Below are 21,953 nucleotides of genomic sequence, written 5' to 3'. Positions count from 1 at the left end.
ATTCTTATGCTCCCAAAGAAGGCTATCTATTGATAAAACCCTATTTCAAGTCCTACTCAGGATAAAAGGCAGGGAGGGTCGAAGATGCGTGATGTCATAAACTTAGATTTGTATCCGCTGGACCAGCCGGGCAGCATGGCCTGGCACAGCCTGATCGAACGCTGCAAAGCCGATCTTTCTGAGAATGGACTTTTCAACCTGCCTGGCTTTGTTCGCGACAGTGCGCTGGAATCGGCGGTGTCTGAGCTGCAACCGGTTCTTGCCGAAGAGGCTTTTGTCCATGCACGACGGCACAACATCTATTTCAGGACGTCTATCGAGGGCCTCGGCCGCGGCCATCCGGCCCTGACGCAATTTGAGACGTCTAACAGGACGGTTTGTGCCGATCAGTTGGGGCAAGCCTTTGTGATCCGTCTGTATGAATGGCCGCCATTTGCGCAGTTTCTGGCTGCGGTCATGGAAAAGCCAAAGCTTTTTGTGATGGATGATCCGCTGGCCCGCGTGAACGTCATGGCTTACTCAGCCGGGCAGGCCCTGAACTGGCATTTCGACAGGTCCGAATTCACCACAACGCTGCTGTTGCAAGCGCCGTTAGCGGGCGGTGAATTCGAGTACGAAAAGGACCTACGTAGTGATGACAACCCAAATTATGACGGGGTGGCTGAATTGCTGGAAGGTCGGCGCGAGCCCACGCTCATGAATCTGCAACCGGGGACTTTGAACATCTTCAAAGGCAAAAACACGGCGCACCGCGTTTCGCCTGTTCAAGGCGACCGCGACCGCATGATCGCCGTGTTTTCCTTTTATGATCGGCCAAATGTTCAGTTCACAGACGAAGAACGCATCGGGTTTTACGGGCGCGCGTCGTGATCTGAGATGGCACATGCCTGACCCTAGCCAGTGTCAGAATCGTTAATCCGGACACCGCTAAAGCCTCTGACTGCGTCGTTCTGTTGGGAACTCAATAAGACATCTGGGTGCGTTCCCAAACGGGCGAATACCCCGAGCACTGAAACGCAAAAAAAGCAAGTGTCCGAGATGCTTTGGTGTCCCCGGCTATGTTCAGCCCGTTCTGGGTTTTCATGCCAAAACGGGCTGCCCGGTCAGGTCATAGACATTCCGCCAAAGTTTTTGCGATGTTCCGGATCATTTGCGGGTACAGTTCGGCCCCAGGTTCAAGATCAGAACCTAGCGGATCTATCACACCTGTATTTGCTTCGGTTCCGTCCAAAACAGTGGCGACGATGCCGGGGTTGAATTGCGGCTCTGACAGAACACAATTGATCCCTTCTTCGCGAATGCGCACCTGAATTTCTGAAATCCGCGCCGGGCTTGGAACCGACGCATCGCTGAGCGAAATCGCACCCGACGCGGGGATGTCGAAGGCGTTCTCGAAGTACTGATAGGCATCGTGGAACACGATGAAGTTGCTTCCGCGTACAGGTTTCAGAGTTGCACTTACTTCAGCAGAGAGGGCTGCCATCTCTTCGCGCGCAGCCGCCGCGTTTGCGAAATATGCACCCGCATTGTCCGGGTCCGCTGCGGAAAGCTGCGCGGCAATCACGTTCAGCCAGGTGTCGGCGTTTTTGGGCGAAAGCCAGGCATGCGGATCATGATCGCCATGCGCGTGGTCATGGTGGTCGTCGTGTTCTGCATGAGCCTCGTGATCGTGGTCTTCACCCTCGGCATGCTCTTCGTGGTCATGATCGTCATGGTCTTTGTCGTCGGCATGATCCTCGTGACCATGATCGTCATGTTCCTCCTCTTCGGCGTGATCTTCATCGTCATGATCGTGCGCCTCGAACAGCGCATCCTCGCGGAAATCCAGTAGGACGGTGCCATCCACTTCCAACAGGGGGGTGACTGTCGCGCCGTTGGCCAGGGTCTCTACCGCGCCTTCCATCCATGGGGTCAGGTCCTCGCCCATCCAGAATACCAGATCCGCATTTTGCAGGGCAGCCGCCTCAGAAGGGCGCAGGTTGTATTCATGCGGGGACGCGCCGGTTTGTACGATCAGGTTAGGTGTGCCAACACCTTCCATCACGCGCGCCACCAACGAGTGCACCGGTGCAATATCAACTGCAACATTTGGGACATCGGCCATTGCTGTGCCCCCCATAAACGCAGCCGTGATCGAAACAGGAAGAAGCTTTCTGGACATCAAACCCTCTATGTGATTTTATAACGTTGCGAGTGGCATATATGATATGGAATAACATGACAAGTGAGACGAGACCTGCACCTGCCGAAGACTCCGCCCTTGTCGGATTCCAAAAGCACGACCACGCGCACTGCGTCGAAAGCAGCCTGACCGTTGCCGAGACCCGGTGCAAAGAAGAAGGTTTGCGGCTGACTCCCGTGCGGCGCAAGGTTTTGGAAATGCTGCTGCAGGAACATCGGGCCTTGGGTGCCTATACAATCCTTGATCGATTGCGCGACGAAGGCTTCGGATCGCAGCCGCCGGTGGCTTATCGCGCCCTCGATTTTCTTGTTGAGAACGGGTTTGTCCACAAAATCGAACGGTTGAACGCATTTGTCGCCTGCGCGCATCCCGGGGCAACGCATTCCCCGGCCTTCATGATTTGTAGGAAATGTGATGCCGTGGCCGAAGCACATTCAACACCCGCGAAAGGAGAGCTGGGCGCAGCCGCGCGGGCGGTGGGTTTCGAGATTGAGCGGACCGTTGTAGAAGCCGAAGGCGTTTGCCCCGACTGCACCGAAAAGGCGTAGAAATGAACCTGATTACCGTAGAAGACCTCAGCGTTAGCTATGGGGCCAATACCGTGTTACGGCACATTAACATGGGGGTCGAACCTGGTGAAATCGTGACCATCGTCGGCCCTAACGGTTCGGGTAAGACAAGCCTGCTGCGCGCCATAATCGGTGCAATCAAACCGTCTGCCGGGCGGGTAAAGCGAAAGCTGGGGCTGAGAATTGGTTACGTCCCGCAAAAGCTGCATATCGACCCGACCTTGCCGATCACCGTCGAACGGTTCATGCGGCTGACCCATCGCGCCTCAAAGAAGGATTGCGCGACTGCGTTGGAAACAGCCGGAGTGCCCGATCTGCTCAAGCGCCAGATGTCACAGCTTTCGGGCGGACAATTCCAGCGCGTGCTGCTGGCGCGAGCCTTGATCAACCGGCCCGAAATCCTGTTGCTGGATGAAGCCACGCAAGGGTTGGACCAGCCCGGTTCGGCTGCGTTTTATCGCCAGATCGAAGACGTGCGCCAGGAAACAGGGTGCGCGATCATCATGATAAGCCACGAACTCCACGTGGTGATGAGCGCCTCGGACCGGGTGATCTGCCTGAACGGCCATGTCTGCTGCGAGGGCTCACCTGCGGTCGTGGCCTCGGCCCCCGAATACCGCGCCCTGTTCGGAACCGGAACAGGCGGTGCCCTTGCCCTTTACCGCCATGATCATGATCACAACCACGATCATCATCATGACCATGGAACAGATTCTCAGGAAGCCGCAGAATAATGCTTGATGATTTCATGACCCGGGCCACACTGGCCGGAGTTGGCGTGGCCTTTGCTGCAGCGCCGTTGGGGTGTTTTGTGGTGTGGCGCCGTATGGCCTATTTCGGCGATGCCACAGCGCACGCCGCCATTCTTGGCGTCGCCCTGTCGCTAACGTTTCAGATGTCGATTTTTACAGGCGCGCTGGCCGTCGCCTTGTTGATGGCGCTGACCGTGACACTGTTGGTAGGTCGTGGTTACGCTATGGATACGTTGCTGGGCGTCATGGCGCATTCCGCCTTGGCATTCGGTCTTGTGGCAGTCTCATTCCTCTCCGGTGTCCGGATTGATTTGATGGCCTATCTGTTTGGCGACATTCTGGCCGTTTCCCGTTCGGATCTGGCCGTCATCTGGGGTGGCGCTGCACTGGTCGTAGTTTTGATTGCGTGGCGTTGGTCCCAGTTGTTGACGGCGACGTTGAACGAGGAACTGGCGTATGCCAGCGGGTTCGACCCCAAGCGAGAACAACTGATTTTGACGCTTGCACTGGCCATCACGGTGGCAGTCGCCATCAAGGTCGTGGGCGTTTTGTTGATCGCGGCAATGCTGATAATACCGGCCGCAGCGGCGCGGAGTCTGGCACGGTCACCGGAAACGATGGCTCTGATCGCTGCAGCGATTGGGGCGACATCTGCTGTGGCCGGGTTGCGAGCGGCTTATGTCTTCGACACGCCCGCAGGTCCTTCCATCGTCTGCGTCGCCGCCATTCTGTTTGCCTGTTTTAGCCTGCTTGGATGGCAACGCCATACCAAGCCCTGAAAACCGCCTGGAAACTGCAACCGATGTTAGGCGGGTCGTAAAAATCTCATTTGCCCTGACCGCGCGTCACAAGCTATCGAACAGACGCCCAGGTAACGTTTCGTGACGCGGTAGATTCAGCTCTTTCAGCAATCCATAGACCATCGCTTGATTGGAGGTAATGACGGGTTTGTTCAGCGCAGCCTCAATCCGTTCAATCGCCTCGACCGAGCGCATGTCTGTGCAGCTTAGGACGATTGCCTGCGCGTCCGGGTGATCAGCTCTGCACGCCAGGTCGAACACTTCGCCCGGGGTCAGTTCACCTTGCCCATAGTTGCCAAGTTCGCGGCCGACATCGACACATTTGACAGTCTTAATGCCATTGCGGAGCATGAAGTCCATCGCCTGTTCATTGATCTCGCCCAAATAGGGCGATGAAAAACCGACCTTTGTTGCGCCGACTGATTTGATCCCAGCGATCAACGCCCCTGCAGCGGTCAGCGAAACTGCACCCGAGCCCGCCTTGATCTGCTGGGCCAGCTCTGCATCAAAGGACGGTCCGTGGGTCAGCGTCGCCGAGGTGCAGCCATACAACACCACATCGGGGCGTATGCCCGAGATCATCTGCAGGTCGTGAGTGATATCCGATGCGCCCAACCCCGCCATCTGATCCGAGCCGGGGATTTCATCCACGTCATATCCGCCCATGCGTTGAAAATGGACTGTGGTGTTGGGCGGTCTCAACAACTCCATATCCGGTTCGAGGTTGGTGTTGGTGAAGGGTACCAGAACACCGATTTTGGCTGCGGTTCGTGTTTCGGTCACTTCAGTGCTCCCTTCAAGGCGGTCAGGCACCGATCCATGACCGGTGTTTCGCAGATTGTGGCGCGCAAGCAGTTGGTTAAGCCGTATCCTCCCATGCCGCGCATTAGTAGGTCGTCCGCCCGCAGCGCCGCGTCTGCCCGTTGCGCATCCTGCGTTGAGGCAAAGCGCAATAGCACAAAGTTTGTGTGGCTTTGAGGAACGATTAGGCCCAACGCACGACATTCCACGGCAAATCGTTCACGGAATTCAGTCGTGCGGGCAACCACATTTTGCATATGCGCCTGATCGCGGATTGCTGCAACTGCCGCCGCCTGTGAAGCGATGGAAATATTGTTTGGATTAAGCAATTTGCGTAGTTCAGCCGCAATCTCGGGCGGGAAGTACCCCCATCCTGCACGCGCTCCCGCCAGGCCATAGGCCTTGGAAAAGGTGCGCATGATCACGGTGTCCCCTCGATCGGTCAGCGCGAAGATGTCGGTCGGATCATGTATGTGATCGGAAAACTCAGCATAAGCTTGATCGACGACCAGCAGAACATCGGTGGGCAGCTCATCGCGCAGACGAAGGATCTCGGAATTGGGGATCAGGGTGCCGGTCGGATTGCCGGGGTTGCAGACAAAGACGATCCGCGTTTCAGGTGTCACCGCGGCGATGATATCGTCGACGGATACGGTCAGATCCACTTCACGCGCCTTGACGTAATCGGCCTGAACCTGGGCTGCTGCTGAGGCGGCAAACGCATATCCATAATCCGTGCCAAGGACCCGATCACCGCGCCCGGCATAGGCGCGGATCAAACAGCCGATCAGCTCCATCGAGCCCGCTCCGCACAGCACCCGTGCCGGATCGAGTCCATGCACATCGGCAATTGCTGTGCGCAGTTCCGACCATTCCGGATCAGGATACAATTGCAGATCGGCCAGTGCGTCACGACCCGCCTTGATGGCAGCGGGGCTTGCGGGAAAGGCGCTTTCGTTCTGGGCCAACGAGATAGTGTTTTCGCCGCCAAGGTCGGCCAGCGCATAGGCCGCCATTGCACTTATGTGGGGAACCGGGCGGATCATTATGCGCCCCCGTAGGATTTTGCGCCTTCTGCGCTGATCAGACCGCGCTTGAGGTCTAGGGAGATTGCCTGTGGGTCTCGCTCGGCTGGGTCACCAAAACCACCGCCCCCAGGAGTTTCAAAGATCAGGTAGTCGTCAGCTTTAACGCGCAGTTCTCCTTTGCCCGGGATATCATTTTCGCTATCGCGGAAACGAATACGACCGGGTGCGCCGGGTTTTCCACCCATGCGTCCGAGGGCGGGGAATTTGAGGCGCTCAACCGACAGGAAAACGAGGAAGGGTGCGCCATTGGCCGAGGTCATCTCGATCCGTTGGCCGAGACCGCCGCGATACTTGCCTGCACCTCCTGAATCCTGGCGTAGTTCGCGTTTCCAGATTGTGACCGGGGCCACGCTTTCCGTGATTTCGACCTGTGATCCGAACACACCCGAAGGGTAGGCTGTGGCAGACAAGCCATCCGCGTGTGGCCGGGCACCGGTGCCGCCATTATGTACAGGTTCAACCGCGAATTCCCGACCTCCATCTCGCGCCACTTCGGGTGCGTGCCGCATCGGCAGATCGAACATGCAGGACGCGCCCTCGGCGGGGACCTGATCTGGCAGGGCCTGATGCAGGCATCCAAGCACCAGATCCGGTGTTACCTGTCCTAGCGTGTGCCGCATTGCTACCGGGGCGGGGCGTTGTGCATTGAGGATGCAACCTTTTGGCCCGTCCACTGTGAACGGCTCCAGCGATCCGGCGTTGTTGGGGATGTCAGACCCGACGATGCAGCGCAGGGCGAAGACGGTATAGGCGGTCGCATAGTTCAGCGGCACATTGATACCCTTGCCCGAACAGCCCGAAGTTCCGGTGAAGTCCACATGGATGCCCGCTTTGCTGACCGTCAAGGTCGCGTGCAGTTCCAGTTCTTTTTCATAACCGTCCATCCTCAGAACGTTTCTATAGGTGCCTGCGGGCACTTCGGCCATGGCTTCAAGCGTGCCGCGGCGCGAGGTGTCGATGATGTAGCTGCCCAGTTGATCCAGATCGTCGATCCCGAACTCATCCATCATATCCACCAGGCGGTTCACGCCCGCTTCGCTGCAAGCGATCAGTGCATATATGTCGCCCTCATTAGCAATAGGCTCGCGACTGTTGGCGCGGACAATGTCCAAAAGCAAGGCGTTCGGGACGCCTTGTTCGACCAGCTTGCAGGGTGGGATCAGCAGACCCTCATCATAGATATCCGACCCTTCCGGGCCCATGCCAAGGCCGCCCAGATCCACAAGATGGGATGTGCATGAAGTAAAGCCGACGACTTTGCCGTTTTTGAAGGCAGGCATCATCAGCAGAAAGTCGTTGAGGTGTCCCGAAGCGAGCCAAGGATCATTGGTCATGTAGATATCGCCGGGCTTCATGTGCTGAACCGGGAAATGGCCCCGCAGGTGCATCACGGCTTCGGCCATCGTGTTGATGTGGCCCGGCGTTCCGGTAACCGCCTGTGCCAGCATCCGACCCTCGGCGTCAAAGATCCCGGCAGAGATGTCGCCGCATTCGCGCACAATGGGTGAGAATGCGGCGCGGATCAGGGTTTGGCCTTGTTCTTCGACCACCGCAAGCAGGCGGTTCCACATGACTTGCATGCGGGCGGGGGAATGATCGGCAGTCATCATACACCTCCTTTCTGATCTTGGATAAGGATGAGGTTTCCAATGGCATCCACATGCGCCGAGAAGTCTGATGAGACCAAAGTCGTCGTCTGCGGTTCCGTGATCAGCGCCGGGCCGCAAACCCGGTCGCCGGGGTTCAGACTGTCGCGTGGCACAAAACCAGCCTGCTTTATCTGACCATCTACATCGCAGGTGATGGGGCGGGTTTGGGCTGGTGTGATAGTTGTCAGAACTGGCGTTTCCGGCAAATCTGGAACATCCGCATCTGGGGTTGCGACGCGGACACCCCAGTTCAGGATCTCGATTTGCATCCCGGGCACGGGACGCGAGAATTGTTTACGGTATTCCGCCTCGAACGCATCAGTCAGCGGCTCTATGTCTTCGAAAGTTAAATCGCGATCAGGCAGGGCAATCTCGATCTCGTGGCCCTGACCGTTGTAGCGCATGAAGGCCGTACGGTGCGTTTCGGTGGGTGCATCACCCGCGCCTTGGGCAACCACCCGGCTTGCCTCGTCGATCATGTCGGAAAACAGGGCATTGACCCGCTCCAGATCCAGGGATTCAAGTAGAGAATAACTTGATCTGACGATCTCAAAACTGACCGGAGCAAACAGGAACCCGACCGCGGACCCGACGCCTGGATTGGGCGGGATCACGATGCGACTGACCCCTGCGGATCGGGCCACCCGGCTTGCATGCAGGGGGCCGTTGCCGCCGAAAGCAATCATTGTGCGCGAACCGAGGTCCTTGCCCGACTCCACCGCATGCATTCGGCCCGCACTGGCCATGCCTTCATCGACGATGCGACTGACGCCGTCCGCCGCCCCTGTGGCGTTCGTGTCCAAACGCGTGCCTATGACCCGGCTCAGTGCGGCTTTGGAAGCCTCGGGTTCGATCTTGATAAACCCTTCGGCAAATGTGTCCGGCACGATATAGCCCAGGGTGATGTCGCTGTCGGTCACGGTTGGCTCGGTGCCACCCCGTCCAAAGGCTGCCGGACCGGGTTCTGATCCGGCCGATTTTGGACCCACAGTCAACCGTCCCAGCCGGTCAACCCCGGCGATTGAGCCGCCGCCTGCGCCGATCTCGATCATTTCGACCACAGGGATACGTACAGGCATGCCCGATCCCTTGATGAACCGCGCGGCCCGCGCGATTTCGAATTGGCGCGAGGTTTGAGGCTGTGCATTGTCAATCAGGCAGAGCTTCGCAGTCGTCCCGCCCATGTCGAAAGATAAAACCTCGTCAATCCCAGCCCGCGCTGCGATCCGTGCGGCCAAAATTGCTCCGCCCGCCGGGCCGCTTTCGACCAGCCGGATCGGAAAGCGTGAGGCCGTCTGAACGGTGCACATTCCGCCACTGGCCGTCATCATCAGGATCGGACAGGTCACGCCTTCTGTCTGGAACCGTGAGGCAAAGCGCGCCAGATAGCTTTCCATTAGTGGCTGGATGTAGGCATTGGCGACCGTGGTACAAAGCCGGTCGAACTCGCGCGCCTCGGGGCTGACATCAGAGGAAATTGAAACTGTCAGGCTGGGGCGTTTTTCCGCCAGAATGTCGCGCAACCTGCGTTCGTGTGACGGGTTGGCATAGGCATGCATCAAACAGATTGCGACAGCATCCACCTCGCTGGCATCCAATTCAATCAGCAGCGCGTCAATTGCGCTGGTGTCCAATGGGATCAGCACATCCCCTCCGGCATCCATCCGTTCGCGAATAGTGAATGCCCGTTCGCGTGGTACCAGCAGGTCCGGCTTTTCCAGGTTGATGTCATATTGCGCATATCGCCGCTCATACGCGATTTCCAGAATGTCGCGAAACCCTTCGGTCGTAACAGTTGCCACAACAGCGCCTTGCCGTTCGATTAATGCATTGGTCGCCAGCGTCGTTCCGTGGATGAAACTTGTCACCTCATTCAACGACCGGCTGGATTCCGCTATGACACGTTTTGCGCCCTCCATCGCGCCCTCTGCAGGATTTTGGTGCGTTGTGAGCGTCTTGGTCGAAGCCAATATGGTCTCATCGTCCGAGACGAGCACCGTATCGGTAAAGGTGCCGCCGATATCAATGGCCAGGCGTAAGGTTTGAGATGTCATGAGGGTGTCCGAATTGTCCGTTGTCTGGGCGGAGGGCAAAAGGCGCAGAGCGCCTGCTATCATCCACAGACGACGAGGTCACAACCGGTTGCGCGGCGATCCAGAGGGTTTGGACTAGAGAGCGGTGTCATGTACGCAGTTTGACACGCCCAAGACGTGTCGCAAGTTAATTTGCGACCAAATCGCTTGGAAGCGACAGAGATTTGCATCTTGATTGCCTAAGCGTTTGTGCATCAACCAACCAGATCGGTCGATGGTTCGCTCAGGATTTCTTGGAGGGAGCAGCTTTGACTAAAACACCATCCATGATGAGCGCCTTCAGGCTGGTTCGGATTTCGCTTTCCGGGAATTTTCCGATGCTCCAATGCCGAAGTGACCAGACGTTGCACAGGAAATACAGATAGTTGGCCATCAACTCTGTGTTCATGGGGCGGAACACTTTCTGCTCGACCCCTTTGTCCAGAATGCCTTTCCAGCGGCCCATGAATTCACGCTCCATATCAAATACACGCGCGCGGTTCTCGGCAGACATAGACCGTGTCTCCGAATAGACCAGATTGATATAGCGGCGATTTTCACCAATGTAATCGATGTACCGGTCAACCGCTTTTTCAAGGTTCTGATCGGCGGGGCCGGTGAACAGTTCTCCGGTATCAAAAAAGTCGATGATGTCCTGCATGCACATCGTAGTGATCAAGTGCAGTATGTCATCTTTGTCCTTGATGTACTTGTACATCAGCGGAACCGACAGCCCGGATGTTTTGGCAATCTCGCGCATCGATGCATTGCCGAACCCATGCTTGGCGATCACCTTGCACGCGCCCTCAAAGATCTGTCGTCGACGTTCCTCGGCGGTGTCGGACAGGGCGCGGGGCGGTTTTTCGGCTTGTGTGGATTTCGGCGTTTGCGCCAGTTGCGCATCGACTGAGAACGTGCAGGTCACTTCCATCAGCGTGGCGGCTTCACCGGGATTGTGTCCGGCCTGAACGATCGAGACACGGTATGTGGTCAGCAGCGAATCTTCTGGCGACATGCGGATGGCCTGAGCCTCGATTTGCCCCTGTCCCGCAGTTGCCAGATTCGTGGCCGAGGTGTTGACCAGTGTTGGATGCAAAGTGTCTCCGAGGCGTTTGAGTTCCTCGCGCGCAGCATCAATCGCCAACGCAACGCACACGCCATCTAGCTGCGATTTATTAATAAATTCATCAACTTGCGCAGCGGAATACAAAAACACGTGGCTTGCCTCCATAGGACCCTACCTGAGGGCAACATGTTGAAATCCCTATCTCTTGTCCAGTTGGAAATCGTCGCAGTGTCATTGCGACGTAGGGAAAGTCAATTCGGGGCTTGACGAAATTGCCGGCTGTATGGGAATGTTAGTGAACGTTCAATCACACGCCAGGGGACGCCTGTATGAAGTTCAAGATTCTCGCCATTCCATTCGCACGCCAGCATGGCGAGGATACTCAGCTTGCCGGACGTGACCCTGCTCGGTTCAACAAGATGATGCACACGATGCGTGATCAGATGGTCCTTGCCGAAGAGCTGGGCTATGACGGCTTCTGCCTGACTGAGCACCACATGCAGGTCGAAGGCGTTGAATGCACCACGAACCCGCTGTTCTGGAACATGTACATTGCCCAGCACACCAAGAACTTCAAAGTTGGTCAGTTGGGGATGAACCTGACCGCGATGAACCCGATCAAGACTGCCGAAGACATCGCCATGCTGGACCACATGACCGGCGGCCGCGTCTTCGCAGGGTTCTCACGCGGGAACACGCCGCGCTGGACGGCGACCATGGGGCAGCACCTGGACATCACCTCGGCTGAATCCGACAAGTCCGAGGCCGACCAGCGCAACCGTCGCGCGCTGTACGAAAACTGGCGTCTGATCAAATCGCTGTGGACTGACGACCTGACCGAACATCAGGGCGAATTCTGGAATTTCCCGTCGAATGTCGAGTGGGAGTTCAATCCGACTAAACTCTGGGGTGGTGACAGCCCGGTTGATAGCAACAAGATCCTGCGCAAATCGGGCATCGTTCCCCGGCCGCTGCAAAAGCCGCACCCAAAAGTATATGCGCCGTTCTCGTATTCGATGGAAACTGCCAAGTTCTGGGCTTCGGAAGGGGCCAAGATGGTATCCTTCGTGACCGCCGACAAAGAAGAATTCATGCCGGTGATCCTTGAGAACTGTCTGAAGGCCGCGCATGAAAACGGGCTGCCTCAAACCACCAACAACGACGTTCTGGCTCTGGGTGCGCATCTGATGATGGGCAAGACTCCCGCCAAGACCAAACAGTACCGCGAAATGTTCGACAACCTGTGGTTCTCGGCCTACGACGCGTCGCCCTATCACGTCCCACTAGGCCGCGTCTGGGACGGCTCGCGTCAACAGGTTCTGGACCAGGTCGGTGAACTGGCCGAGCGCTATCAGATCGACGAATTCTTTGTCTGGCACCACGTGAACTACTTTGGCGACGAGATCGAGCAGGAAGCTCTGATCGAATTCGCCGAAGGCGTCATCAAACCTCTGAACGGATAAGGGGAAGACCGTGTTCGATCTGCATGAAGTTTATCAGCTGTCGCCCATCGAAGAGATCATTACGGATTGCGAACAAGGCCGTATGGTAATTCTTGTCGACGATGAAAACCGCGAGAACGAGGGCGATCTGGTGATTCCAGCCGCCTGCGCGGATGCGACCGCCGTAAATTTCATGGCGCGCTTTGGTCGGGGTTTGATCTGCATGGCCATTCCGCCCGAACGGGCCGAGCAGTTCAGTCTTGGACCGATGACAGCGTTGAACACGGATCCACATCATACGGCGTTCACCATTTCGGTGGATGCGAAAGAAGGCACGACCACCGGCATTTCCGCCAGCGACCGGGCGCGAACCATTGCACTTTTGGCATCTGACAGCGGCTCTTCGGTCGATCTGGTTTCGCCCGGGCATCTGTTTCCATTGGTGGCGAGACCGCACGGTGTGCTGGAACGCGAAGGCCACACCGAAGCCGCAGTTGATCTGGCCCGCCTGTCCGGGCAGGGGGACGCCGGCGTGATCTGCGAAATCATAAATGATGACGGTGAAATGGCGCGCCTGCCGGATCTGCTGGAATTTGGGGCCCGGCACGGCCTCAAGGTCGGCACGATCGAAGACCTCAAACGGTTTCGCCAGGACCTGCTTTCCAACAAGGCCGCCTGACAGCCAAAACCACCTGCGTTTCAAGACACTCATGACCGAGGATATCCTATGACCGCATTCGCCGAGATCGAAACCCTGATGCAGGCGTATATCGAAAACCTGCATGACGGAGACATCAGCAAAACCGATCAGATGTTTCTGCCTGAATGTGATCTTTGCTGCGCCAACGAGGATGGCAGTTATATTCACATGACGTTGGAGAAATACAAAGAGGTCATCGGCGGTCGCGAAAGCCCGAAATCCAAGGGCTATCCTGCCTACGGGCACACAATCTCGATCGATCAATCTGGGCCGAATACAGCCTTTGTCAAGATCGACTGCGCCGTGCAGCCGCGATACTTCATCGACTACCTGTCGCTGGTCCGCACCGGCGAAGGCTGGAAGATTGCGGCCAAGGTCTATTACGTCCAGCGCACCGAAGACTGATCCCCTTTATCTGATCGAGCCCCGAATGACCGCCCCATATTCCCAACTTTCGGCGCGTGCCATGGTGCAGGCCTTTGCCCGGCTAGAGCTGTCTCCGGTCGAGGTCACGCAGGCAGCGCTGGCCCGTATTGAGTCGGTAAATCCAAGGATCAACGCGATTTACCACGTGGATGCCGAGGGCGCGCTTGAAGCGGCCCGGGCGTCCGAGAAACGCTGGCACGACAACATACCAATGGGGCCGCTGGATGGCGTGCCGACAACAGTCAAAGACGCAATGGATTGCATCGGTATGCCCGCCTATCGCGGCTCGGCGGCGGGTGAGGCATCGGTCAGCACAACCGATCATCCCACCGTAGCACGCATGCGTGAGGCCGGTTCCGTGATCCTGGGCAAAAATACCATGTGCGATTATGGCATTCTTGCAGGCGGAGTGAGCTCAAAGCATGGGGTTACCCGCAATCCATGGGATGTATCGCGCACGACAGGCGCATCATCTTCGGGCGCGTCGGCCAGTGTTGCCGCTGGGATCGAGCCGGTTTCGATTGGGACCGACATCGTGGGATCCATCCGTCTGCCGGCCTCGTATTGCGGCCTGGCCGGGCTGAAGCCCAGCCAGGGGCGAGTGCCCTATTACGTCTGCAACAGCCCGGCGATCACGGCGGGGCCGTTGGCCCGCAATTTTGGCGACGTCGCGCTGCATATGAATGTTCTGACCGGAGAGGATACACGCGATTTCGCGGCATTGGCACGGGACGGCGCGAACTATGTTTCGCGCCTGACGCGCGGCGATCGCAAAGGCATGTCGGTTCTGGTCATCCCCGAGCTGGGCTTGGGCGAACCGGTGGCGGAAGATGTTCAGGCAGCGCTGGAACGGACGGCACAGGTTTTGCGGGATATGGGCGTTCAGGTCACCTATCTTGAAACCGCGCCGTTCAGCCGAACGGACTGGGAACCCGCCGAGGCATTCTACAAAATACGTACCCTGTCCGAACTGATGCGCCAACCCGAGGCCGAACAGGCGAAAACGCCCTATATCCGCGACTGGACCAACGATGCACGCGCATTGCCCGCTGTTGAGCATCAGCGGAATTTCGATCACACGCAGGCGTTGCGCGAACGTGCGTTGGCGCTGATTGACGGCCATCATTTTGTCCTGTTGCCATCGGCACCTGACACCGCCTTTGCTGCCGACCTGCCGGGGTCTGACCCCGATAAGCCGTTCGAAAGCTGGGCTAATACCTTCCTGTTCAACCTCACTGAGCAACCGGCATCCAGTATTCCGGTCCGGCTAGACCGAAACGGGCTGCCGATCGGTATGCAACTGGTCGGACGCCGCTTTGACGATCTGGGCGTTTTGCAAATGTCGTGGCGGATCGAACGGGACATCGGAGAAATGCCGCCTGCGCCTCTGTGACGGACGCAGATGCAGAAAAACACATTGAGAGGCAAAAAATGAGCGCAGAAAAAACGACGATTCCCGGGCAGATCATGACGATGCCACTGACGGTGACCAGCATTTTCCGTCATGGCATGCGTGCGCATCCCGAGGCGGAGATTGTCTGGCGCAACTCGGACATGACGATTGATCGCTACAGCTTTGCGGATATGGGGCGACGGACCCAACAACTGGCGCACGCTTTGACCGAACTGGGTGTGGGGCCGGGTGACCGCGTCGCGACGTTGGCCTGGAACAACAATCGGCACCTGGAACTCTATTATGCATTGGCTTGCATCGGTGCGATTTGCCACACGATCAATCCGCGCCTGCATCCGGATCAGATCGCGTTTATTATCAACGACGCCGAAGACACGCACATGTTCTTCGACACGACTTTTGCGCCGCTGATCGATGCTGTCTCGGCCCGCTGCCCCAGCGTTCAGGCCTGGTTCAGCCTGACTGGCCCGGACCAGGTGCCGCAGATGAAGACTCTGGTCAGAGACTACGAATCCCTGATCGCGGGCAAGCCCGAGGTTTATGACTGGCCCGAACTGGATGAGAACGCGGCCATGGCGCTGTGCTACACATCTGGCACAACAGGCAATCCAAAAGGCGTTTTATATTCCCATCGTGGGACCGTGTTGCACGCCATGGGAGTGTCCGGCGGCGACTGGCTGGCGCTCAGCTCGCGTGATGCCACTTTGCCCGTGGTGCCGATGTTCCACGCCTGTGCCTGGGGTATTCCCTATGCGGCCCTGATGAACGGCACCAAACTGGTCATGCCCGGACCAGGCATGGATCCGGCCCCGCTGCGCGAACTTATGGACGATGAAGAGGTCACGATGATCTCGGGTGTGCCGACTGTCTGGCTGGGCTTGTTCGAATATCTGGATCAGCAGGGCGCCACGCTAAAAACAGTCAAACGCGCGATGATGGGAGGTTCAGCCGCACCTCTGTCACTGATCGAGCAGATCGAAAAAGGCCACGGTATCGACGTGGTGCATGGCTGGGGCATGACCGAGCTGAGCCCGGTCGGCACGCTTTCGGTGCCCAAATGGGGCGAGGATAAACTGCCAATCGACGACCGCCTTGCGCTGAAAACCAAACAGGGTCGCGCGCTTTATGGGGTCGAGATGCGCATCGTTAATGATGAAGGCGAGTTGCTGCCACATGACGGCGTTGCCTCGGGTATGTTGCAGGTGCGCGGCCACTGGGTTGCCGAAAGCTATTGGGGCGGGGCCGGTGCTGATGCCTTTACCGACGACGGCTGGTTCATCACCGGTGATGTCGCGGCGATCGACCCGAAAGGCTATCTGCGCCTGACCGACCGAACCAAGGATGTCGTCAAATCGGGCGGCGAGTGGATTTCCTCGATCGATCTGGAAAACATCGCCATGAGCCACCCGGACATTCTGGAGGCCGCCTGTATCGCCGCCAAACACCGTAAATGGGATGAGCGCCCGCTGATCGTTGCTGTCAGGCGTGAGGGCTCGGATGTCAGCCGCGTGGATGTCCTGACGCTCTACGAGGGTCAGATCGCCAAGTGGTGGACGCCCGACGACGTGGTGTTCCAGGCCGAGCTTCCGCACACCGCCACCGGCAAAGTTTCAAAGCTGCATCTGCGTGAGCAATACGCCGACTACAAGCTGCCCACTGACATCTAACACTTCCTTCGAGGATCAATCTAATGCGTTCTGCTGTAATCGTCTCGACCGCCCGTACTGCAATTGGCAAAGCCTTTCGTGGTGCTTTCAACGACACTCACCCCGCCGTTTATGGTGGCCATGCTGTCGCCGAGGCGGTCAAACGCGCCGGTGTTGACCCGTCTGAAATCGAGGACGTGATCATCGGCAATGCCGTCCCCGAAGGTGCAAACGGCGGCAATCTTGGCCGTCAGGTCGCCATGCGCGCCGGTCTGCCCGTGACCGCATCGGGCCAAACCATCAACCGGTTCTGCTCCTCAGGTCTTGAGGCGCTGACACGCGCCTGTTCGCGGGTCATGGTCGATGGCTGCGATGTGGTTGTCGGTGGCGGTGCCGAAAGCATCTCGCTGGTGATGGGTAGCGATAACACCTATCGCCTGAAAGAGGACTGGATCGCGCAAAACATTCGTGGGTTCTACGATCCGATGATCGCGACCGCCGATACTGTAGCCGAACGCTATGGCATCACCCGCGAGGCGCAGGATGCGTTTGCCCTGCAATCTCAGCAGCGCACCGCCGCGGCGCAGGCAGCGGGCAAATTTAACGATGAAATCGTGCCAATCACGGTCACCAAGGCGAACAAGAATAAGGAAACCGGCGAGATCACCTATGAAGAGGTCACGCTGTCGCAGGACGAGTGCAACCGTCCTTCGACCACGCTGGAAAGCCTGCAGGGTCTCACTCCAGTGATGGGCGAGGACAAGTGGATCACGGCTGGTAACGCCTCGCAATTGTCCGACGGTGGCTCGGCGCAGGTCGTGATGGAAGAGAAGCTGGCTGAAAAGCGCGGGCTGGATCCTCTGGGGCGCTACATGGGCTATGTGGTTGCGGGTTGCGAACCGGATGAGATGGGCATCGGCCCGGTCTTTGCCGTACCGAAATTGCTGGAACGCAATGGCCTCAAGATGGACGATATCGGCCTGTGGGAACTGAACGAGGCCTTTGCATCGCAAGCCCTGTATTGCCGCGACACGCTGGGCATCCCGAAGGAGATCCTGAACGTCGATGGCGGCGCGATTTCCGTGGGCCACCCCTATGGTATGTCGGGCACGCGTATGGTCGGTCACGCGCTGATCGAGGGCAAGAAACGCGGCGCGAAGTACATCGTTGCCACTATGTGCATCGGCGGCGGCATGGGTGCTGCTGGTCTGTTCGAGGTTCTGTAAATGACTGCGATCAAAAAAGTTGCTGTCATCGGCTCGGGCGTGATGGGGGCAGGCATTGCCGCGCATTTCGCCAATGCCGGTGCTCAGGTCGTTTTGCTGGACATCGTCCCAAAGGATGCCGAAGACCGCTCGATGTTGGCCAAAGGTGCCATTGCACGCATGACCAAGGGCCGCGCGCCGCAACTGGCCGACCCGGCCTATGCGGCCCGGCTGACAGCGGGCAATCTGGATGATGATCTGGATCAGCTTTCGACCTGTGATTGGGTGGTTGAGGTTGTTCTGGAAAACCTCGCCATCAAACACGCGCTCTATGCGAAAATTGCGCCTTACCTGCGCGACGATGCACTGCTGAGCTCGAACACCTCGACCATTCCGCTGGCCGATTTGGTCAACCAAATGGATGACAGCCTGCGCAAGCGGTTCATCATCGTGCATTTCTTCAACCCGCCGCGCTATATGCGCCTGATTGAGCTTGTGACCGGACCGGACACAGATCCGGCTGCTGCGGAACGTGCGTGTGCGTTCAGCGATGAACGCCTCGGCAAAACCGTCGTGCCCTGCAACGACCGCCCCGGTTTCATCGCCAACCGTCTGGGCGGGCTGTGGATGAACGCCGCTGCCCGCGAGGCCGTGGCGCGTGGCATCACAGTTGAAGAGGCTGATACAGTGCTGGCCCGTCCCTTCGGCGTGCCCGGAACGGGTGTATTCGCGTTGATGGACCTGATCGGTATCGACCTGATGGGCAAATCGCGCCTGTCTATGCGCAATCTGCTTGAGGCTGATGATCCGCAGCAATTCCATACCGACGGTCTGGAGCTGTTCGATCAGATGGCCGCCAAGGGTTTGGCCGGTCGCAAGGTCGGTGCGGGTTTCTATCGCAGATCCAAGGACGAAAATGGCAAACCAGTCGCCGAAGCCGTTGATCTGGCAACGCTAGAGTATCGTGCGCAGGCCAAGGGTCCGGAGTTGGCCAAGAGCTTTGGTGTCGACTTTATTGATCAGGCCGGTGATCGGTTGGCTGATTTTGCCTGGGCCGTAATGGGGCCGACTTTGTCTTACGCAGCATACTGCGTGCCCGAGATTACCGCCAACCCGGCGGATATCGATGCAGCGATGGAGCTGGGATACAATTGGCGTATGGGCCCATTCAAGCTGATCGACAAGATTGGTGCGGACAAGATTGTGGCTCGCTTGAAGGCCGAGGGTCAGGACGTGCCGCCATTGCTGGCGTTGGCCGCTGAACGCGGCGGGATTTATTCAGGTCATGGCCGTAACCGTAAGGTGCTGTTGCCTTCGGGCGAACAAGCGGACGTGCCGCGTGGCCCCGGGGTGATCTTTGCATCTGACCTGACGGATGCTCCGGTGTTCCAGACCGAGGCTGTTGTGCTGCGCGATATAGGTGATGGTGTCGCTCTGCTGACGATCACGGCACCTAATGCGGCTTTGGATGATCAGGTGATGACAGGTGTGAGCAAAGCACTGGGCGTTGTGGGCCGAGACTTCAAAGCGATGGTCATCGGGTCGGACGGCAACCACTTTTCTGTGGGCGCGAACCTAAAAAAAGCGCTGGATCGTGCTGATGCGGGGGAATTGGATCTGGTCGAAGGGCAACTGGCCATCGGTCAGGCCACGATGCGCAAGATCAAGTACGCGCCGTTCCCGGTTGTCTCGGCTGCCTGTGGTCTGGCCCTTGGTGGCGGCTGCGAAATCCTAATGCACTCGGATCGGGTCATGGCCGCGTTGGAAAGCAATATCGGGTTGGTCGAGGCCAATGTTGGCCTGCTGCCTGCGTGGGGCGGAACCACAGCCCTGTTGCTGCTCAAGGCGGCGGAGTTGGGTGATCCGGTCAAAGGGGCCGAGGCTGCGTTCGATGTGATTTCTGTGGCGCTGATGACCGGCTCTGCCCCGATGGCGCAACACGCGGGCTATCTGCGCGCGACGGACGGCGTTGTCATGAACCGCGACCGCCTTCTGGCCGAGGCCAAGGCGGCGGCTCTGGCGCTGGCTGACGGGTACAAACCCGCGCCCAAGGCCGAGATCACACTGGATGCCGCCGCTATCAATGCCGCGCTGGAGCCCAAACTGGCCGCACTGGCCGAGGCTATGCCAGACGCGCCCTACACGGTCGAGATTGCGCGTGAAACGGCGCACGTACTGGCCGGAGGTGAGGGCGGCGTTCTGGATGAAGAAGCGCTGCACAGGCTGGAAGCCGAAGGCATGATGCGCCTGATCCGACAGGATAAGACAATCGAACGGATGCGCCACACCATGACGACCGGCAAGCCGCTCAAAAACTGAGGGATCATAGGTATGGACTATCAACTCCCGCAGCGGGACATTACTTTTCTGTTGGACGAGGTTCTTGACCTCGACAAGACGTTGGCACTGCCTGGGTATGAGCATTGCGACAAAGATACGTTCTTTGCGGTCGTTGACGCGATCAACGGGTTTGTGCGCGACAATCTGGCAACCTGCAATGAGGCGGGCGATAGCCCGGGTGCGCGGTTGGAAGACGGTCAGGTCCATGCCGCCCCCGGGTTTAGTGATGCCTATAAGGTATTCTGCGAAGACGGCTGGAACGCGCTGGCACTGGAAGAAGAATATGGTGGCCAACAACTGCCCTTCGTCCTGCATGCCGCCCTGCGTGAAGGGATGGCCGGAACCAATCTGGCTTTTGCCCTGATCCACGAACTGAACTTCGGCGTTGCCGAAGCGCTGATGGCCTATGGATCGGACGAACAAAAGGCGGTCTATTGCCCTCAGCTGACGTCCGGCAACTGGGCCGGAACCATGAACCTGACCGAGCCGCATTGCGGCACCGATCTGGGCCTGATCCGCACCAAGGCCGTGCGAAATGATGACGGATCTTATGCCATCACCGGTAACAAGATCTTCATCACCTGGGGCGACCACGACATGTCGGAAAATGTCGCCCATCTGATCCTGGCGCGGGTCGAGGGCGCCCAGCCCGGACCGCGTGGACTGTCACTGTTTTTGGCACCAAAATACATGCTGGATGCGGACAACAACACGACGGACCAGCAAAACACGATCACCATTGCCGGGATCGAGAACAAGATGGGTATCCACGGATCACCCACTTGCGCCATTTCTTTCGAGGACACCAAAGCCTGGATTGTCGGCGAAGAAGGCAAGGGCCTGGCCGCGATGTTCGTGATGATGAACGCCGCGCGCCTTTCGGTGGGCCTGCAAGGGTTAGGCGTGGCCGAAGCCGCAGTTCAGACCGCGACATCATATGCCCACGAACGACTACAGGGTCGCGCGGACGGGGAACCTATGAACCCGACGGGCCCAGCTGATCCGCTGATCGCTCATGCGGATGTGCGCCGACGGTTGTTGACCGCGCAGGGCGAAATGGATGCCGCCCGTGCGATGGCCTATTTCGGCGCTGGTCTGTTAGACGCGGCGCATCGCGCCGATACGCCTGAACAGCGTAAAGAGGCGGATGCGCATCTGTCGCTGCTGACTCCGGTGATTAAATCCTATTTGTCTGACATGGGATCGCGAATGGCGAATGAGGCTGTGCAGATGCATGGCGGGCATGGCTTCATCAAAGATTATGGTGTCGAACAGCTGGTGCGTGATGTGCGGATCACTGAAATCTACGAAGGCACCAATGCCGTTCAAGCCCGCGATCTGGTTATGCGTAAGGTGCGCGGCGACAATGGTGCCGTCATCAAGGGCCTGGTGGCCGACATGCTGGACGAGGCGGGCAAACTGGGCGGCGACCTCTCTGACTTAGAGAATAACTTGCGCGATGCGGCATCCCGGCTTGGGCGTTCGACCGATTGGGTGCTAGGCACGGCGCAAGGTGACGTGCTGTCTGGCGCGTGCGACTATCTGGAAATTGTGGCGTTGAGCGTGTCGGCCTGGATGTCCGCCCGGATTGCACGGGTGGCTAAGGCTGCAGCAGGTTCTCAATCGCCAGAATACTATGCGGATCGGGTGAATGCAGCGCGCGCCTTTATGGCGCGGGCATTGCCCCGTGCTGTCAGCCACGAATTAATCATGCAGGCCGGTGAACCCGGCGTTGTATGTCGGGCTGATCGCTGTTTGTAACTCCTCCTTCTTCACAGACAGCGGTGCTAAAGGGCGTTCT

At 58.2% G+C, this 21,953-nt stretch carries 18 protein-coding genes; 12 read left to right on the top strand and 6 right to left on the bottom strand.

Going from position 1 to position 21,953, the window contains the following annotated elements:
• Window positions 1-84: 84 nt before the first annotated feature.
• Entirely contained in the window at window positions 85-870 is a 786-nt protein-coding gene (locus AC2FJC_RS08390) for a HalD/BesD family halogenase (protein ID WP_496739140.1), read from the top strand.
• Window positions 871-1,108: 238 nt separating this feature from the next.
• Here AC2FJC_RS08390 and AC2FJC_RS08385 read toward each other — a convergent pair whose 3' ends face one another.
• Complete coding sequence (locus tag AC2FJC_RS08385; RefSeq protein WP_496739139.1) at window positions 1,109-2,161, bottom strand: zinc ABC transporter substrate-binding protein; 1,053 nt, start codon at window positions 2,159-2,161, stop codon at window positions 1,109-1,111.
• A gap of 56 nt (window positions 2,162-2,217) precedes the next feature.
• Here AC2FJC_RS08385 and AC2FJC_RS08380 point away from each other — a divergent pair, with 56 nt between their 5' ends.
• The 3 genes from AC2FJC_RS08380 to AC2FJC_RS08370 are packed head-to-tail and all read left to right on the top strand — an operon-like array spanning window position 2,218 to window position 4,282.
• Window positions 2,218-2,730 (top strand): Fur family transcriptional regulator, encoded by a 513-nt coding sequence (locus AC2FJC_RS08380; RefSeq protein WP_496734856.1) that lies wholly within the window; start codon window positions 2,218-2,220, stop codon window positions 2,728-2,730.
• Between the two features lie 2 nt (window positions 2,731-2,732).
• Complete coding sequence (locus AC2FJC_RS08375; protein ID WP_496724895.1) at window positions 2,733-3,485, top strand: metal ABC transporter ATP-binding protein; 753 nt, start codon at window positions 2,733-2,735, stop codon at window positions 3,483-3,485.
• Entirely contained in the window at window positions 3,485-4,282 is a 798-nt protein-coding gene (locus AC2FJC_RS08370) for an iron chelate uptake ABC transporter family permease subunit (protein WP_496739138.1), read from the top strand. Before AC2FJC_RS08375 ends, AC2FJC_RS08370 begins: the two co-directional genes overlap by 1 nt.
• A 66-nt stretch (window positions 4,283-4,348) precedes the next feature.
• Here the strand turns inward: AC2FJC_RS08370 and AC2FJC_RS08365 are convergent, their stop codons facing one another.
• From AC2FJC_RS08365 to AC2FJC_RS08345, 5 genes are all read right to left on the bottom strand, one after another.
• Window positions 4,349-5,086: a maleate cis-trans isomerase family protein gene (locus AC2FJC_RS08365; protein ID WP_496739137.1), complete on the bottom strand. Its 738-nt coding sequence runs from the start codon at window positions 5,084-5,086 to the stop codon at window positions 4,349-4,351.
• Complete coding sequence (locus tag AC2FJC_RS08360) at window positions 5,083-6,150, bottom strand: pyridoxal phosphate-dependent aminotransferase (RefSeq protein WP_496739136.1); 1,068 nt, start codon at window positions 6,148-6,150, stop codon at window positions 5,083-5,085. Before AC2FJC_RS08360 ends, AC2FJC_RS08365 begins: the two co-directional genes overlap by 4 nt.
• Window positions 6,150-7,799, bottom strand: a complete 1,650-nt coding sequence (locus AC2FJC_RS08355; protein ID WP_496739135.1) for a hydantoinase B/oxoprolinase family protein — start codon at window positions 7,797-7,799, stop codon at window positions 6,150-6,152. Before AC2FJC_RS08355 ends, AC2FJC_RS08360 begins: the two co-directional genes overlap by 1 nt.
• Window positions 7,799-9,895 carry a hydantoinase/oxoprolinase family protein gene (locus tag AC2FJC_RS08350; RefSeq protein WP_496739134.1) on the bottom strand — a complete coding sequence of 699 codons (2,097 nt, stop codon included), beginning with the start codon at window positions 9,893-9,895 and terminating at the stop codon, window positions 7,799-7,801. Before AC2FJC_RS08350 ends, AC2FJC_RS08355 begins: the two co-directional genes overlap by 1 nt.
• A 262-nt stretch (window positions 9,896-10,157) precedes the next feature.
• Entirely contained in the window at window positions 10,158-11,129 is a 972-nt protein-coding gene (locus tag AC2FJC_RS08345; protein WP_496739133.1) for a TetR/AcrR family transcriptional regulator, read from the bottom strand.
• Window positions 11,130-11,308: 179 nt separating this feature from the next.
• Here AC2FJC_RS08345 and AC2FJC_RS08340 point away from each other — a divergent pair, with 179 nt between their 5' ends.
• The 8 genes from AC2FJC_RS08340 to AC2FJC_RS08305 are packed head-to-tail and all read left to right on the top strand — an operon-like array spanning window position 11,309 to window position 21,913.
• A complete protein-coding gene (locus AC2FJC_RS08340) occupies window positions 11,309-12,442 on the top strand; it encodes an LLM class flavin-dependent oxidoreductase (RefSeq protein ID WP_496739132.1) in 1,134 nt (377 codons plus the stop codon).
• Between the two features lie 10 nt (window positions 12,443-12,452).
• Window positions 12,453-13,100 carry a 3,4-dihydroxy-2-butanone-4-phosphate synthase gene (gene ribB, locus AC2FJC_RS08335; RefSeq protein WP_496739131.1) on the top strand — a complete coding sequence of 216 codons (648 nt, stop codon included), beginning with the start codon at window positions 12,453-12,455 and terminating at the stop codon, window positions 13,098-13,100.
• A gap of 48 nt (window positions 13,101-13,148) precedes the next feature.
• Window positions 13,149-13,526: a nuclear transport factor 2 family protein gene (locus tag AC2FJC_RS08330; RefSeq protein ID WP_496739130.1), complete on the top strand. Its 378-nt coding sequence runs from the start codon at window positions 13,149-13,151 to the stop codon at window positions 13,524-13,526.
• Between the two features lie 25 nt (window positions 13,527-13,551).
• On the top strand, window positions 13,552-14,940 hold the full coding sequence (locus AC2FJC_RS08325; RefSeq protein WP_496739129.1) for an amidase family protein: 1,389 nt from the start codon (window positions 13,552-13,554) through the stop codon (window positions 14,938-14,940).
• A gap of 38 nt (window positions 14,941-14,978) precedes the next feature.
• Window positions 14,979-16,628, top strand: a complete 1,650-nt coding sequence (locus AC2FJC_RS08320) for a long-chain-fatty-acid--CoA ligase (RefSeq protein ID WP_496739128.1) — start codon at window positions 14,979-14,981, stop codon at window positions 16,626-16,628.
• Between the two features lie 23 nt (window positions 16,629-16,651).
• Entirely contained in the window at window positions 16,652-17,833 is a 1,182-nt protein-coding gene (locus tag AC2FJC_RS08315; RefSeq protein WP_496739127.1) for an acetyl-CoA C-acyltransferase, read from the top strand.
• On the top strand, window positions 17,834-20,131 hold the full coding sequence (locus tag AC2FJC_RS08310; protein WP_496739126.1) for a 3-hydroxyacyl-CoA dehydrogenase/enoyl-CoA hydratase family protein: 2,298 nt from the start codon (window positions 17,834-17,836) through the stop codon (window positions 20,129-20,131).
• A 12-nt stretch (window positions 20,132-20,143) separates the two neighbouring features.
• The gene (locus AC2FJC_RS08305) at window positions 20,144-21,913 is read left to right on the top strand and encodes an acyl-CoA dehydrogenase family protein (protein WP_496739125.1); all 1,770 of its coding nucleotides are present in this window, start codon (window positions 20,144-20,146) and stop codon (window positions 21,911-21,913) included.
• Window positions 21,914-21,953 lie beyond the last annotated feature (40 nt).

This window comes from Ruegeria sp. CDSB117, from assembly GCF_059611005.1.
The sequence above is the reverse complement of the archived record's forward strand: the minus strand, read 5'-3'. Positions and strand labels throughout refer to the sequence as shown.